Here is a 14,267-nt window from a genome sequence, read left to right as displayed (position 1 = left end):
CGAGGTCGCCGACATCTTCCGGGCTGCCGGCCCCGGATACCGGGTCGCCCATGCAGGGCATCTGAGCCTGCAGCAGCTCAAGGTCATGTCGGCGATCGAACACTGCCGCACCGCTGCATTGGGTGGTCATGTGGAAGCCTGCGAGGACTGCGGCCAATGGCGGATCGCCTATAACTCCTGCCGCAACCGGCACTGCCCGAAGTGCCAGGGCGCTGCCGCGCGTACATGGCTCGCCGAGCGCGAAGCCGACCTGCTGCCAGTCGGCTACTTCCACGTCGTGTTCACGCTGCCGGCCGAGGTCGCTGACATCGCCTTCCACAACAAGGCGCTAGTCTATGACCTGCTGTTCAAGGCGGCATCGGAGACGATGCTGACGATCGCGGCTGATCCCAAGCATCTCGGCGCACGCATCGGCATCACGGCCGTGCTTCACACATGGGGATCGGCGATGACGCACCATCCTCATGTCCACATGATCGTGCCGGGCGGCGGCATCGCGCTCGACGGGACCCGCTGGGTCTCCTCGCGCCCGGCCTTCCTGCTGCCGGTGCGCGTGCTCGGCAAGCTGTTCCGCCGCCTGTTCCTCTCTCGGCTGGTCGCGCTGCACGCCGCCGGCCGCCTCACCTTTTTCGGATCGATGGCGCACCTCACCGAGCGATGCGCCTTTCTGCGTCATCTGAAGTCTGTTCGCAGCAAGCGCTGGGCGGTCTACGCCAAGGCGCCGTTCGCGGGGCCGGAGGCGGTGCTCGCCTACCTGTCACGCTACACGCACCGGGTTGCGATCTCAAACCGCCGGCTGATCGCCTTCGACGAGAGCGGCGTCACCTTCCGCTATAAGGACTATCGGCGCGACGGCGCCGACCGCCAGCAGGTCATGACGCTCGCGACCGACGAGTTCATCCGCCGCTTCCTGCTCCACGTCCTGCCGCGCGGCTTCCATCGAATCCGACATTATGGCCTGCTCGCCTGCTCCGCCCACAAGGCCAGCCTCGCACACGCCCGCAAACTGCTGGACATCGCTGCCCCGTCCGATGACGGCACACCAGACGAACCGGAGGACTTCCGGCCGCCATGCCCCTGCTGTGGCGGACGCATGATCGTCATCGAGGTGTTCGAACGGTGGAGGAGGCAGCCGCGCGGACCTCCGAACGCATCGGCACCGATCCGGGAGACCGCTCCATGACCCGGCATGGTCTGATGCAGCCTCCAGCCACAGGCGCTCAACCTGCGGCGACGGACCCACGCGCGCCCATGGTGCTCAGCGAGGCCCGCAGGGCCCCGTCCGCCTGCGCGCAGAGGCTACAAGGCTGTGCGGGGGCTTCGCTGAGCGGTCCGTCCGTGTCCACCGCGTCGCCTAACGGGAGCGGTCACGCCGTCGCTGGCATCAGCCGCAAACTAAAATCCCCATAGCCATCAACTGTGGCCCGCGGGTTCCTGCATGAGAGGCTTTCGTACGCCTCACGGCACCCGAAACCCTTCAGCATATCGGTCGTGGAGGCCGTCATTGCCATCCCTGAAAGCGGACATGGCTTCGGAGCCTCGTCATGTCTCCTGCGCCCATTGCGGTAATCGCGCCAGCAGATTAAGTCTCTCGTCTCTGGCCACGGCTCCCGACTGACGAACTGCCGGATGCCGACGCTTGAGGTTTCACTCGCTTTAGTAGCCTCACGCGGATGGCGCCTTACACGCGCGGCCAGGATCTCGCGTCCGATCAAGGCGGCAACGGAAGGCGACGCGGTAGCCTGCCTTAACCAGGAATCCATGCCGACTGGATCGCAACTTGGCTACAACATAAAACCAAACACGTCTCAAGTATGAGTGAAAAAATGCCGACAATGACTCGACAGCAGGTGATCGACGCCATCAACGATGGCCGCATTGCGGCAGTAACGATCGACACAACCGTCTTCGACAGCAAGCAGAAGGACTTCCGCCGGACCGACTTCCGGTCGATCTCGCAGATCAGGATCAGAAACACACCCATCCTAATCACGGATGTGATTGCCAACGAAATGATTTCCCATTTGGAAGTCGAGGCTGCAGACACCCAGCGGGCGCTGAAGACGGCACTTCGAAGCAACAATCTTAGGTGGTTTCGACAGAGCCCGGCAGGTGAGCACACCGGGTTGTTCATAGACAAAGATCCTGCGGAATTCGCAAAGTCAGAGTTCGACGATTTTGTCAAAGCTGTAGGAGCGGAGGTGATCAAGGTCGCTGATACGCCGGACGGCCTGACGGAACTGTTCCGTCGATACTTTGCGGTGCAGACGCCTTTCGCGCAGAAGGAATCTCGCAAGCAAGAATTCCCTGACGCCGCAGCATTGCTGTGCCTAGAGGAATACGCGAAGGCGAAGGGTAAGCTCGTCATATGTGTCGCCCAAGACAAGGCCTGGAGGGACTTCGCCGCGAAGTCGGATCACTTGGTCACGGTCTTTCCGCTGACCGAGGCACTCGGGATTTACAGCGAGGCATTCAAGGACGCTGATCTCGCCGACAAGATCGTCGAGCTCTGGCTCGAAGGAAAAGAAAAGGACTTCGAGGAAGCGGTTCGCGACGCGATCATCGAACGGCTCACATATGTCGATTACGACGTCGATGCTGACTGCTCAGTCGAGTTCGAAGCGGAGCCGATGGATGCTCAGCTCAAAGAAATCCTGATGGGCACGCTGACCAACCCCGTGGTGCTGACAGCGAACGATGAGACGGTCACATTCTCGATTGAGGTCGACATCAAAGCGGGTTTCGGGGCTCACTTCACCTTTTCGGTGTGGGACAGTGTCGACCGAGAAAGTGTCGCAATGGGCGGCGAGTATGTCGAGACGACTACCGACGTGCCGGTTCATTTGACCATCGTCGCCGATCGGGATGTGACTGACGGGATTGTCTTCCATGAGATCGAGGTCAGTCAGAAAACTTTTACCGTAGATTTCGGCTATGTGGATGCGTTCCCGGCGGAAGAGCCCGACTACGACTGAAAGCTTCCCTAGGAGAGGAGTTCAGTGCTCGCGGCAGGTTGCCCGCATCAGGCGGCTTTCGGGAAATGAGGCGGCAGAAAAGACGATTTCACTCTGCCCCAATGGCTCACGGCCTCATGAGCATTAAGGGCCGACAACGGAAATCATTTCCGCTTCGCACCCTCAAGTAGGACACTGAAGGTACCGTGCCTGTCCCTAAAAGCTGACGGTAGAAGCCTGTAAAGGCGCATACGCTAATCTGGCAGGGCGCACATCCAACGCCGCTCACCACTCCGGATTGAGCAGTGGTGAAGTTGCGCAAACAAGTACCCGCTTCGATCCTCGCGTCATAGCCACGTACAAGTTGCGCGCGTTTAATGTGTCCGCGTTGAGGATCACGGAAACCTCCGCTTCCAAACCTTTCAATAGCAACGTGCTTCCTACTGACCGACGTGCCAGCGGCCGGCCGATTAGGCGCGATTGCTCTCTGACGATTATGGTGGCCTCAAAAAACGAGGGGCCATCTGCCGGCGATGCCAACTGCAGGGCACGTTGAGTGGCGGCGAGCACGGCCGGGCGGTAGCAGTAGACCCCGCCCGTCTGATTGATCGCGACTAAAAGGTCGGACACTGCAGAGAGCGACCGAGTAGCTTCGAAGTTGAGAGCCGCCGCTTCGATCACAGTCGGCAAACGACCCAGGGTATTGGCCTTGGCTGCTGCGACCGACCGGACGAGGTCCTCGCCACCGAAATTGCTCATGAGGTGTTCGGCATAACCCGCAATCACCGCCAAGGCGCCAGGGTCTCCCACATCAAGGGTTCGCCCAAAATCAGTGAGGTCCCGAAGGTCAACCGCCTCCACGGTAACGGCACCACTAATCCTACGGGCGATCCTTCGCTGTCCGGACGGATCCGTACTCTCTCCGATAATAAGGACCTTGGTTTCGCCAGGCGCATCGGCGGATCCGGCGGCAAGTCGTCGCTCTTCGTCGTGCACGCCATCGAGTTGCACCCATTCGATACCCGGTGCGCCGCGAAGATCTATGGGGGTGTGGCTTGCCAGTTTGTCTCGCATGCCGAGCAACCAAGCACCCAGTTCCGGAGATCCGGCGTTGATCCAACGCCATGGTGTCTTGAGCTCTCCCCGTATGGGAAAGTATGCGACAACGTCGTTCCAGGCTGGGAGAGCATCGCCGCCGAAGCCGAATATGGCCTGAAACGGGTCCCCAACTACCACGGTCCGAATACATTGGGCCAGATGCGCAACCATCAGGTGCTGGCGGACCGAACAATCTTGGTATTCGTCCACGAGAAGGCGGTCGTAGCTAGCTTTAAGCAGGTCGGTGATGTGACCCGCCTGGACGAGGCCAGTCGCCGCAGATCGGATAGCTGGGTAGTTCGGCCTGGCGCCCTCGATGATCCTCGGATCGTGGCCGGATCGCAGCGGGAAAGTTGAGATTAGCCGTATCGCGAACCCGTCCAGGGTCGCCAGTCGATACGTTGCCGGAACCACACCAGCCTTTCCAAGACGGGCGCGCAGGGCGGCAACGCCGGCATTGGTATGAGTTAACACCAGGATCGGCTTTGGCCCCTGATGGCGTGAAAGAGCGTCAGTGATGAGCTGAGTCTTGCCGCATCCGGCGGGCGCGACGATCGCGCCGTGGTCGATCTGTAAAAGGTCGATTTCTACCGCCATCAGGCAAACGCCCAGCCCCAAAGGCCGTCGAGGACGTTCGTTAGGCTCGGCTGGCATTGCTGACGGACCGGCCCGATGATGTCGTTGCCGACGGTCTCCATCGCTGATTGAGTTTTGAGCCAGCCGTATCGCGCGGCCGCATTGCCGAGCACAGTGCGGCTTGCCAGCGACAGCGTTCCGGTGGCGAGCTCGGCCTCGATGGTGGCGAGGTTCGTGGCCTTTGCCGAAACGTTCTCGATGTGGGACTGGATGGCATCCCCCTCCTTTATTTCGATAGCCAAGTCTAGCAGCGCCTTGACGGCTCCGCCGGGCACGGCCGCAAAGATCTCTTGCTCAAGTGCTCTGCCGGCTGTCCAGGCGAAGACCTGCCCACCAGCGGTCAGGAACCCCGCTTCCAGGTTGGGCGGAGCCGGCTTGTCGCTGTCGCGTAGAATGGCGACCTGATACCCCAGCGCCTTGAACGCCAGCGCGCGGTTGAACGTCTCGTCTCCATTCCCATTGACCAGGGCGACACCGCGGGTCGCGAGCGCGGCGAAACCAGTTTTATTGAAGTACTGGTCGAGCCCGCGCACGATGCCGATTTCGCTTGCTCCTTCGCAAACGATGATTTTAGTGGCGAGCAGCGCGTGTGGGTTGGATCGGATCGCCCCCTGAACATCACCGCTGTCGCTCGCCCGCACAACGGTATGTCCGGCAGCGCCACCTCGAACGACAAAAAGCTGCGTCGCGTTGAGCTCGGTCACGACCACTGGCGAATGGCTGGTGGCGAAAATCTGCACCGGCGGAACCTGCTCCTTTGCACCCAGCGTTGACAGCAACCGGATGATCCGATGCGGTTCGAGGCCGTACTCCAGCTCGTCGATGAGGAAGGTCATCGTCGAGGCGGAAGCCCTGCGCTGAAGGGCTGCGATCAAGAGCCGCGACGACCCCACGCCTAGGGATCGCAGTGGAACGCCGATCTCATCGTGTAGCGAGATGGTGCCCGCGTTGAAGGTGACTGAGCCCGAGTCAAGCAAGGCCTGTATGACTTTGCCCACTGGCAGACCCAGAGCAGTGGCCTCAGCCAGAATAAGCTTCAGCGGCGGTTCGAGCTCCTTGAGCTTGGTCGTGTCAAAACTCTGACGCAGTTCCCGCGCGGCGCGCATGAGCTCCGCCTGGGCGTTGCCCGTTCCATCCGTGAGCTTGCTCACGACGGAACCGCGCCGCCAGCTGAGATGACTGTCCCCGGTCGCACCCAAACGCGCAGGCGCGATACGCACCCTGTCGGCCCAGGCGAGATTCCGGAATCGCCCCATCGCTTGCGCGCGTGGAGAGACGAGGGTCCACTCCGGCTCGAGGTCCGCTTGAACGGTCAATTGCACGGTGAGTGCGGGTTCGAGCCCCGTTCCCGGCTCGGGTTCGACCGTACAGGTCGCGGCGTTGAAGCCGACTAGGAAGTCGCCGTAGGTGTCGATGCTTTTGAGCGGCTCGTCGAGTTCGCCGAGAGTGACCGCTATCTGGATCGGTTGAGTAACGTCGAGCCCGTGGAAGTCACTGTCGGTGAACGTCGCCGAACGACGGGCCCCAAGGCATAAATCGATCGCATCGAGGATGCTCGACTTTCCGCTGTCGCCCGGCCCTATCAGGCAGTTGATCCCGGAGGACGGCAGCCACGTCAGTTTCTTGATCGACCTGAAATTTGAAATGTCGATCGCTCGTATTAGCGTCATTAGCCCCCGCTCTCAGGCCGAAAGGCCCAAACCGCCTTGGCGCGCGATCGGCTTCGCCACAAATGTGTCAGCGTCCAAGCCGGCTTGGCGCAGGAATGGTGCCTCTGAAAGCCGGGCATATAGATTGAGCATCCGAGTCTCGGCACGCCGGATGAATGTCTCATAGGCCATCGGGATGATCTTCGTGCGTCCCTCCTCGCGCACTCCTTCGCGCGGCGTCAACCTCGATCCCAAGACGAAGCAGGTGACACGCGTCGCATCGTCTATCAGACCTTGAGTCTGCAGTTCGACGACATATTTCCACGCTTGGTTCTTCTGATCCATTCCGATCGCAACGCCCGGCCTTTTCAGCTCGACGACGACCAGGTGCTCAACGCCGATCACCTCATGCTGATCGTCAAAGGCGGGGCGAGCAAATAGACCCACGCTGCCATCAGGAAGGATGACGAAGTCTGGCCGGTTGAGACTTCCCTGTCCCGTCCCGCCGAGCAACCGTCTGATGACCTCCGACATGCCGCGATTGGACGTGAACTCGATACTTTCGAACTCGGGGCCAAACACCCACAGGCTCCTCTCGATAAGAGGCTGCAGCTCGCGCACCTCATCGGCGCGCTCATCGCGAAGCTTATCGTGTAGTTCGCTGATCAGCTTTAACCGGCTTTGAATCTCGTCAAGCGCCAGCTTTGCGGTTGCGACACTCCAATCCGCTAGAATGCCATCCAGTTGGTCAATCTCCCCCGGATGAAGACCGTGCAGCCGTGCGAGCAAGCTGTATTGTGATGAAGACGCTTCCAGATTGGCGAGAATGCCAGCGACCTGATCGATCTGCTCGGAGGATATACCAGGGCAGGTATCGACAACTTGCTCGACAAAGTTGTTCCACCGTTCGCGCGCGCTCGGCGCGATCCTAACGACGGTGGAGGCATAGCGTTCGCGAACCGCCTCCTTGGTCTCCAAACGACGCTCGGAATTGAACGCGGCAATTTCCTGGCGAATCTTATCCTGCACGGCCATCTGGGTCTTCTTCCAGACATCATTAGTAGGCTGGAAACCCGACCAGTCCGGTAGGATAGCATCGGTGTCGGCCAGGAAATCGGCAAAGACGATGAACGTGAAACGCTTGGCTTCGCTCGTCCGCCCATCGAGTACGCGTTCGTAGTCAGTCCCGCGCCAGCCGCAATCGCCTACCAGCCGATTGTTGACGTGCCAGGCGATGCCGTGCTGCCGCGTCGTTCGATCGGCGCGCTGAGAGTCAATCATGAAAATTGTGGCGCGGCCGATATCGAGGATATCGACGAAGCTCTTCCGCAGGAAATCATGCGGAATGTCGTCGAAGGTGACGGGGCGGCCGTCCAACGACACCTTGAAGTTCGGGTCTGTCAGAAAGCGCGTTCCAAGCACCTCTCGAACATCGGCCGCGGTAAGTCGAAGTCGCGTCGGTTCCACGGCCCGGATTTCTACGCCGTGCCCGGTGCCTTGCTCACGCTTGATGACTTCCCAATCGAACGGGCGCTTCCCGCCCCGCGAAACCCGATAGGTGACTTTCTCGTCGGCTGCCTCGATAACGATCTCGTAGGGATTGGAAAAGGCAAAGCCGCCGTGTCGACCCCGACCATTGTGTCCATACACTCGGCGTGGGGCCAATTCCATAAGCTCTGCGGGTGGGGAAACATACTCGCCCTCAGCTATCACCCGATTATAATCGAAGACGCCCCAGCGCTGCTCGAACTGCGCGGCCGTCATGCCACGGCCATTATCTTTGATCGAGAATTTCCGGGCGCCGTCGTTTGTCGGCCAGGTTATGTCCACCTGTGTCGCGTAGGCATCCCAAGCATTTGCGACTAGTTCGACCAAGGCAACCGAAAGATCCGAAATAATTGGGCCGGCATGACGGTCCAAGAACCGCTGATCGAATGCCAAAAATTGCTGTTCAGATGCCATCGCCACCCCCTTCACCTGCTTAGCAGAGGGATCGGCATCAGCCCACTTAAATAAGCAGCCTGCGATACAGCATCGGCCTTTTCAGCAAGTCTGTTTTGTTGGACCGTTATCCAGAAGCGGCCTGACCGCTTGCGGCCCCTTCCCAGTCATTGAACCTGCCCCAGAGAAAAGTGTTCAACATTGACAGCAACGTGCCATTCCATCGCCACTAGTCGCTGTTTTTTCGTGATGCGCTGGTGTGCCATGAGACTGGATCGTCAATCCATCGATTGACATCGGATTCCCGCCAGCCCGCCCCGTTGATGCTTATCTTGATCTGAGCGGGGAACGTGCCTTCGGCGATCTTGCGATAGATGGTTGAACGGGACAGGCCGGTCCTGGCGATGACGGTTTTGAGGCGAATGATACGATCCGGCTCGGGCATAGCTTGCCTGCTTCTCAGTGGCTGTTGCTGGTATCTATTGGGACAGACAGGACGGACCGAGTGCTGGAGGCAATCAGGTTTGTCGCTTCAGCCGGTTGCGGAGTGGAAACGGCGGCAAATCGGCATGACTTAGATCCCAATGCCCTGCCCCTTTCCGATGCCATGGCTTAGGGCGAGTTCCGCGCCCAGGCGACGACCCGAATCCACGTTGATCCCAAGGTCGCGCTTGCGGTTTGATAGCAGGGATTCAAGCTGCGGATCGCGTTCGAGGCTCTTGGCCATATCGGAGATGGCCGAGCGCGTTGACTTGTAGCCGGACATGTCGCCGGCCTGATATTGCTCCCGTCCCGTCTGATCGAGCTTTTGCCAACGTTCCACGAAACGGTCGGCGCGGCGGCCGGGATCGAGGTCCATCCCGGTGCGAATTTCCGTTTCAAGCTGGAGAGCAAGCACGACGCGGCTGACGCGGCCGGCGCCCGCTTCGCGGACAAGGTCGGGATTTTTCACATAGGCCGCTTCGGCATCGCGCCAGCCATACGGCCGAACCTTCTCGAAAGCGCTACGGGCATCCTTCAGTTCGTGCATCTGGTCGGGACTGCCCTGCCCGTCCGCGTTTCCGGTACTGAGGATCGCGTCGATAGCGCGTGCGTGACGCACAAGCGCTTTCGTACGAGCGCTGCGCAACGCCGCTTCCGCGTCCACCGGCACGTTGGTGTCGCGTGGCACTCCCCTGGCAGCAGGATCTCTTTCCGGCGTCCGGCCTGCATCTCCGATCCGCGTCCCGACACTTTCCCTTCCCGGCCCAGGTCCATGTACCTGCATGGGCTCGCCGTCTGCGGGCGAGCGCAACCCGTCCAGCAGTCCTCCAATCCTGTCGCGCAGCTTCTCCGGAACGATCCGACGCACGATCTCGACCAGGCGCTCGCGGAACGTGATGCCGCGCCGCTCGGCATAGCTCTGCGCCGGGTCGACCTGCTCGTAATCCGACGCCATGTCCTTGGCGCGGTCTCGTGACAGTGTGCGGATGAGCCGGTCGCGTGTGGCAAAATCATCGCTACCGTAATGCATGTCCATCATGTCTCGATGCCGCGACAGGGCGACGTAGCTGCTATGTGCATCCATGCCCGGCGTGGCGAGCACATGGGTCCGGTCGACGGTCATGCCCTGGGCCTTGTGAATGGTCGCGGCATAGCCGTGGTCGATGTGCGCGTAATCTCTCAAGTCGAACCGCACCGACCTGCCATCGTCGACGCGAACCGTCATGCTCTGTGTGCTGACTTCCTCCACGATGCCCAGCGTGCCGTTCTTGACGCCAAGCCCCCGCTCGTTGCGCAGGAACATCACCCGGTCGCCGCTGGCGAAGTTTCTTGGGCCGCGTTCGACAGTCACTTGCACTTCGTCGCCGAAATCGCCGGAAGCGCGCAGCCGCTCGCGCGCTGCCTGATTGATTGCACGCACCTCGTCGTTTGTGTGGGTGAGGATGATCCGGCTTGCCTCTGGATGCGCCTGCCTGTCGCGATCCCAGCGCTCGACGAGTTCAGCTCGTGCTTCGTCGCGCGTTGCAGACTGATGCACCATGCCCTGCGCGTCATAGGCGCTGATCGCAGCATTGATCCTGCCGGTTGCCAGATCGCGCGTGGCATCGCGCTGCCAGTCCTCGCGCTGCCGACGCACCTGGCCGATTTCAACGCCGCCATGACGCTCATGGATGGAACGGAATGCAGCGCCGGCTTCGATTGCCTGCAACTGCTGCGGATCGCCGACGAGGACGACTTTTGCGCCAACGTCCGCCGCATGGGAAAGCACGCGCTCCAGCTGGCGCGTGCCGACCATGCCGGCCTCATCGATCACCAGGACATCGCGGGCGGTGAGCAGATCCCTGCCCTGTCCCCAGCTATGCTCCATGCTGGCGATGGTGCGCGAAGAAATCCCGGAACCGCCTTCCAGATTCTCGGCGGCAATGCCGGAGAGGGCCGCGCCGCGAACCTCGTAGCCCGCCGCTGCCCATGCCTGGCGCGCAACGCCCAGCATGGCGCTCTTGCCGGTGCCGGCAAAGCCGACGACGACACCAAGACGGCGACTATCGGTGATATGCGCCAGCGCATCGGTCTGCTCGCCGGTCAGGACAAGACCGCGTTGCGCAGCCCGCGCCAGCGCTGCCTCGCGATGTGCGTCACTCACTGCGTGTCGCTCGTCCAAATAGATACGCTCCGCCGCGCGGTGAAGGCGCTGTTCGGTCTCGATCATCTGCCTTGTGGTGAAGCGATCTTCGCCGCGCCTGTCCTTGCCGAGTTCAATCAGATCGGATGCGTTGCCGATGGCTGCGACCACCGCGTTGAACTGCTCCATTCCGTCGCTGTGCCGATGCGCAAACTTCGCAATGTCCTTTCGGGTGAAGGTCGATTGCTGATGCGTAATGGCATCCAGCGCCACGGATGGATCGGCAATGATGCGCGCACCATTGTTGCGCGCGATCTCGCGATGCAGTTCGGCGCGATCTGCTTCACTATCGCCAGCGGCAACGCCATTGCCCTCGATGCGTTGCGCCGGCGCACCAATTTGGGTTTGCGGCTCCAGTGAAATGCCCTGCGCTTCCAGACTGCGATGATCGATGCGGGCGTCGATGTCGAGTTCGGCAAGGCGCTCATTGGCCAGCTCCGCCCACCGCTCGCGCCAGCGCTCGACCATCTGGGTAGCATTCCAGTCTCGAACCTTCGCGCCAAAACCGGTCTCGTCCACGGACCGCATCGTCAGCATGACATGGGCATGCGGCTTGGGACTGCCATCCTCTGCCCTGTCCCAGTGCACATTGAGATCAGCAACCATGCCCTTGCTGACAAACTCGACTTGTACAAAGTCGCGCGCCAGTTCGATGCCTTGCGCCTGGCTGAGTTCGCGCGGCAGCGCAAACTCGACCTCACGGGCAAGCTGCGCATCCCTGCGCACCTCGAACGCCTCGACATCGTTCCACAGCCTCTCGCGGTCGCGCCACGCCTCCGGCGCACCTTCCGGCAGCATCACCTCGGAATGGACGACACCGCGTTTGGCCGAGAAATCATGGCTTCGATCAATCCGCTCGTCACGCAGCCGCGAAGCCGAACGGTAGGCGGCCGACGCGACAGCACTGCTCCCAGCCTTGCGGCCAATGACCTTGACGTGAAGATGATAGATCGCCATCGCGACCAGATCATTTGCACGGCAAAGCCCACGTCGGCACGACGTATAAGCGCGCCCTCCCTCGAAAAATTCTCGGGATGGACCAGCCCGTCCCGGGCTGTCTCGGTAACCCTGAAGCCTTCCGGCAGGCGCTCAACTATCATCCAGAGACCGACAGTCAATGGAGACAGCCATGCGAAAACCACGAGACTTCGACGCCGAACTGAAGGCACTGGAAGAAAAAGCGCGAGAACTCAAAACGCGAAAGGTCCAGCAACTTGGCGAGCTGGTGATCACCACCGGCGCCGATCAGCTCAGCACCGACGAACTGGCCGGCGCGCTGGTCGCAATCACTGAGACGAAAGACGCCGCGAAGCGTGAGGCATGGGCCAAGCGTGGAGTGATGTTTTTCGAGAGCCGGTCACGGCGAATTGCTCCGGCATCTCAGCACAACCCTCGCGGCGCTCCAGCACAACCGAGCAGCTCACAATCGCCGGCAGGCGGCACGGGCTCGCAATGACATGCGCACCTGGCAGGTCGAGCGTCGCCAGCGCACCCGGCATTTGATCGAACTCGGCGGGCTCGTCGTTAAGGCAGGCATCGTTGATCTGACCAAAGACGATCGCGCTACGATCTACGGCGCGCTGCTTTGGATCGCAGCCAAGCTGCAGAGCGATGAGGGCCAGCAAGTGCGCGACTTATGGGCCGCGAATGGGAAGCTGGCGTTTGATGCGGAATCGCGTGAAGAGCGGATGGGACGTCGTACATAGCGGTAGGCGCCGAACAGCAGGCTATCCAAAGCCACCCCACTTACATAAATCGCGCGCGGCAACCGACCACTGCTCCGGATTAGATCGTGATACCTCTCAGTGTGAAAATCGTATTTCACACTGACGCGGGCATCCGATACTGCCGCCGGGCGAGTGAGAACGCCCTTCACACGGGTGGGGTCGCAGATTAAATCCGTGCATCGCCCACCATCCAACGACCTGATTTCGTTCGAAGCACGGGCGCTGATAATGATTCCGACACCTCGCTGTCGGATTGTTTGTATGCATACGACGTTTCCGACGTGCGGCGCTGTTACCTGGACGCGGGATGGTCGGCAGACAACCTTCACAGACTCCCCCGCCGACCTAGTCGGCGTATGGGTCGAGCGCATCAAGGGCTGTCTGAACATCAACAAGGATAGCACTAGCGGGCTTAATATAGACTCTGTTGCCGAAGCGGGTGGAGGGGTGTGGGCAACCAAGGAAGTGGCTGATGGGGCGTCGACCGGGAAGCGGATCGCATGCATCGAAATCGACGTGCCGGAAGGCCAAGGCCTCGAAGGGGAGGCAGGCCGATGAAGAGCACCCGCCAACCCGAGCTGGAGGGGTGCAAACCGCACCCCATGAAGTTCAAGGAAACCCCGACGGTCAACGCCAGCGGCACGCCCCTGGGGCTGTGCGAGAAGTGCCAAGGCTCCGGCGAGATCTGCACTGCCGAACGCACTACATTCGACAAGCGCACTGGCGCCCCCACGAAAGAGAGCCTTCCCAAGTTTGCCGGTAACCTGCGGGCCAAACGCGAGAGGGGGGTATACAGTTCTCAGCAAACCCTGCACGGCCTGTCGCGGCGCGGGCCTTGTCACCAGGGGAGGTCCCAAGTCATGAGTAGCTGGCAACACCTCATCGCCCTGCCCTTCACGATGTGGGGCAAGCGCCCTTATGACGCAAGGCTAGATACGCCCACGGCACAAGATATTGGCCCTAGGGTGGGCCTGATAATGCGCGCCGCTCTGTTCGGCGGGAAGGCGCCGCCACAGACGAAACACCAGAATTCCCGCAAAACCCGCGGCACTGGGTTCTCGTGCGACAAGGCCACATCACTCAGATCGAGCTTGCCAAAATGGCGACTGCTCGCCCGGCAAGACCATCATGCGGATGCGGCAGGACGGCGTGCTGTGCGCCGATCCCAGCGACCCTAAGGGCTTCCGCATGGCGCCCAACGCCAGCGGACACGGCCATCACAAGGTCTACTTGTGGAACGGCAAGCTTCCGGCCGGGCTGGAGTGGTGCGATAAACCGCGTGGCAATCGGTAGCATGGTGGAAATGGAAAGGGGCACCTCGCGGTGCCCCTCCATTTAACTACCGAAGTAGCCGATCAGGAAAACGACGATCTTGAGGACCGTCTTTAGTTCCAGCTTAAGTTCAATGTTGACGCGGATAACCATTCTCTTGGCATTTCCGGGTCTGCAGGCGCCGACAGTACCCAATGGGGGTTAATGTCGAGATTTCGAAATCCAATTCAGGTTTTGGTGCAACCGGTGGGCGTGGCCACGCCACTGTCAGTTGCGGCGTTTGAAATTTGATTTTGATTTTGAGTTTTGCTGAGCTGATGATTTT

At 60.8% G+C, this 14,267-nt stretch carries 10 protein-coding genes; 5 read left to right on the top strand and 5 right to left on the bottom strand.

Going from position 1 to position 14,267, the window contains the following annotated elements; all coding sequences use genetic code 11:
- The first annotated feature begins 13 nt into the window (after positions 1 to 13).
- Together FJ973_RS06600 and FJ973_RS06595 are read left to right on the top strand one after the other, a co-directional pair.
- The gene (locus FJ973_RS06600; protein ID WP_246675834.1) at positions 14 to 1,183 is read left to right on the top strand and encodes an IS91 family transposase; all 1,170 of its coding nucleotides are present in this window, start codon (positions 14 to 16) and stop codon (positions 1,181 to 1,183) included.
- A 643-nt stretch (positions 1,184 to 1,826) separates the two neighbouring features.
- Positions 1,827 to 2,975, top strand: a complete 1,149-nt coding sequence (locus FJ973_RS06595) for a PIN domain-containing protein (RefSeq protein WP_140555330.1) — start codon at positions 1,827 to 1,829, stop codon at positions 2,973 to 2,975.
- A 264-nt stretch (positions 2,976 to 3,239) separates the two neighbouring features.
- Here the strand turns inward: FJ973_RS06595 and FJ973_RS06590 are convergent, their stop codons facing one another.
- The 5 genes from FJ973_RS06590 to traA form a co-directional block, all read right to left on the bottom strand.
- Positions 3,240 to 4,649, bottom strand: coding sequence for a UvrD-helicase domain-containing protein (locus FJ973_RS06590; RefSeq protein WP_246675831.1), 1,410 nt, complete (start codon positions 4,647 to 4,649; stop codon positions 3,240 to 3,242).
- Positions 4,649 to 6,358, bottom strand: coding sequence for an ATP-binding protein (locus tag FJ973_RS06585; RefSeq protein ID WP_140555329.1), 1,710 nt, complete (start codon positions 6,356 to 6,358; stop codon positions 4,649 to 4,651). Before FJ973_RS06585 ends, FJ973_RS06590 begins: the two co-directional genes overlap by 1 nt.
- Positions 6,359 to 6,370: 12 nt before the next feature.
- On the bottom strand, positions 6,371 to 8,299 hold the full coding sequence (locus FJ973_RS06580) for an ATP-binding protein (protein WP_140555327.1): 1,929 nt from the start codon (positions 8,297 to 8,299) through the stop codon (positions 6,371 to 6,373).
- A gap of 208 nt (positions 8,300 to 8,507) precedes the next feature.
- Positions 8,508 to 8,723, bottom strand: a complete 216-nt coding sequence (locus FJ973_RS06575; RefSeq protein WP_140555326.1) for an AlpA family phage regulatory protein — start codon at positions 8,721 to 8,723, stop codon at positions 8,508 to 8,510.
- Between the two features lie 129 nt (positions 8,724 to 8,852).
- Complete coding sequence (gene traA, locus FJ973_RS06570; RefSeq protein WP_140555324.1) at positions 8,853 to 11,900, bottom strand: Ti-type conjugative transfer relaxase TraA; 3,048 nt, start codon at positions 11,898 to 11,900, stop codon at positions 8,853 to 8,855.
- A gap of 172 nt (positions 11,901 to 12,072) precedes the next feature.
- Here traA and FJ973_RS06565 point away from each other — a divergent pair, with 172 nt between their 5' ends.
- The 3 genes from FJ973_RS06565 to FJ973_RS30785 all read left to right on the top strand — a co-directional run bounded on the left by FJ973_RS06565 (position 12,073) and on the right by FJ973_RS30785 (position 13,963).
- A complete protein-coding gene (locus FJ973_RS06565) occupies positions 12,073 to 12,399 on the top strand; it encodes a conjugal transfer protein TraD (RefSeq protein WP_140555322.1) in 327 nt (108 codons plus the stop codon).
- 1 nt (position 12,400) lies between these two features.
- Positions 12,401 to 12,649: a conjugal transfer protein TraD gene (locus FJ973_RS06560; RefSeq protein ID WP_140555321.1), complete on the top strand. Its 249-nt coding sequence runs from the start codon at positions 12,401 to 12,403 to the stop codon at positions 12,647 to 12,649.
- Positions 12,650 to 13,798: 1,149 nt separating this feature from the next.
- On the top strand, positions 13,799 to 13,963 hold the full coding sequence (locus tag FJ973_RS30785; RefSeq protein ID WP_181170880.1) for a hypothetical protein: 165 nt from the start codon (positions 13,799 to 13,801) through the stop codon (positions 13,961 to 13,963).
- Positions 13,964 to 14,267: the final 304 nt, after the last annotated feature.

This window comes from Mesorhizobium sp. B2-1-3 (genome assembly GCF_006442495.1).
Classification (GTDB): Bacteria; Pseudomonadota; Alphaproteobacteria; order Rhizobiales; family Rhizobiaceae; genus Mesorhizobium.
Note: the sequence above shows the minus strand (reverse complement) of the source record. Positions and strands in the feature narration are given on the sequence as shown.

What these genes read in the sequence shown, in the direction of transcription:
- FJ973_RS06595 (WP_140555330.1), top strand. Translation starts at nt 1,827, where the DNA reads ATGCCGACAATGACTCGACAGCAGGTGATCGACGCCATCAACGATGGC.
- FJ973_RS06590 (WP_246675831.1), bottom strand. Translation starts at nt 4,649, where the DNA reads ATGGCGGTAGAAATCGACCTTTTACAGATCGACCACGGCGCGATCGTC.
- FJ973_RS06585 (WP_140555329.1), bottom strand. Translation starts at nt 6,358, where the DNA reads ATGACGCTAATACGAGCGATCGACATTTCAAATTTCAGGTCGATCAAG.
- FJ973_RS06580 (WP_140555327.1), bottom strand. Translation starts at nt 8,299, where the DNA reads ATGGCATCTGAACAGCAATTTTTGGCATTCGATCAGCGGTTCTTGGAC.
- FJ973_RS06575 (WP_140555326.1), bottom strand. Translation starts at nt 8,723, where the DNA reads ATGCCCGAGCCGGATCGTATCATTCGCCTCAAAACCGTCATCGCCAGG.
- traA (WP_140555324.1), bottom strand. Translation starts at nt 11,900, where the DNA reads ATGGCGATCTATCATCTTCACGTCAAGGTCATTGGCCGCAAGGCTGGG.
- FJ973_RS06565 (WP_140555322.1), top strand. Translation starts at nt 12,073, where the DNA reads ATGCGAAAACCACGAGACTTCGACGCCGAACTGAAGGCACTGGAAGAA.
- FJ973_RS06560 (WP_140555321.1), top strand. Translation starts at nt 12,401, where the DNA reads ATGCGCACCTGGCAGGTCGAGCGTCGCCAGCGCACCCGGCATTTGATC.
- FJ973_RS30785 (WP_181170880.1), top strand. Translation starts at nt 13,799, where the DNA reads ATGCGGATGCGGCAGGACGGCGTGCTGTGCGCCGATCCCAGCGACCCT.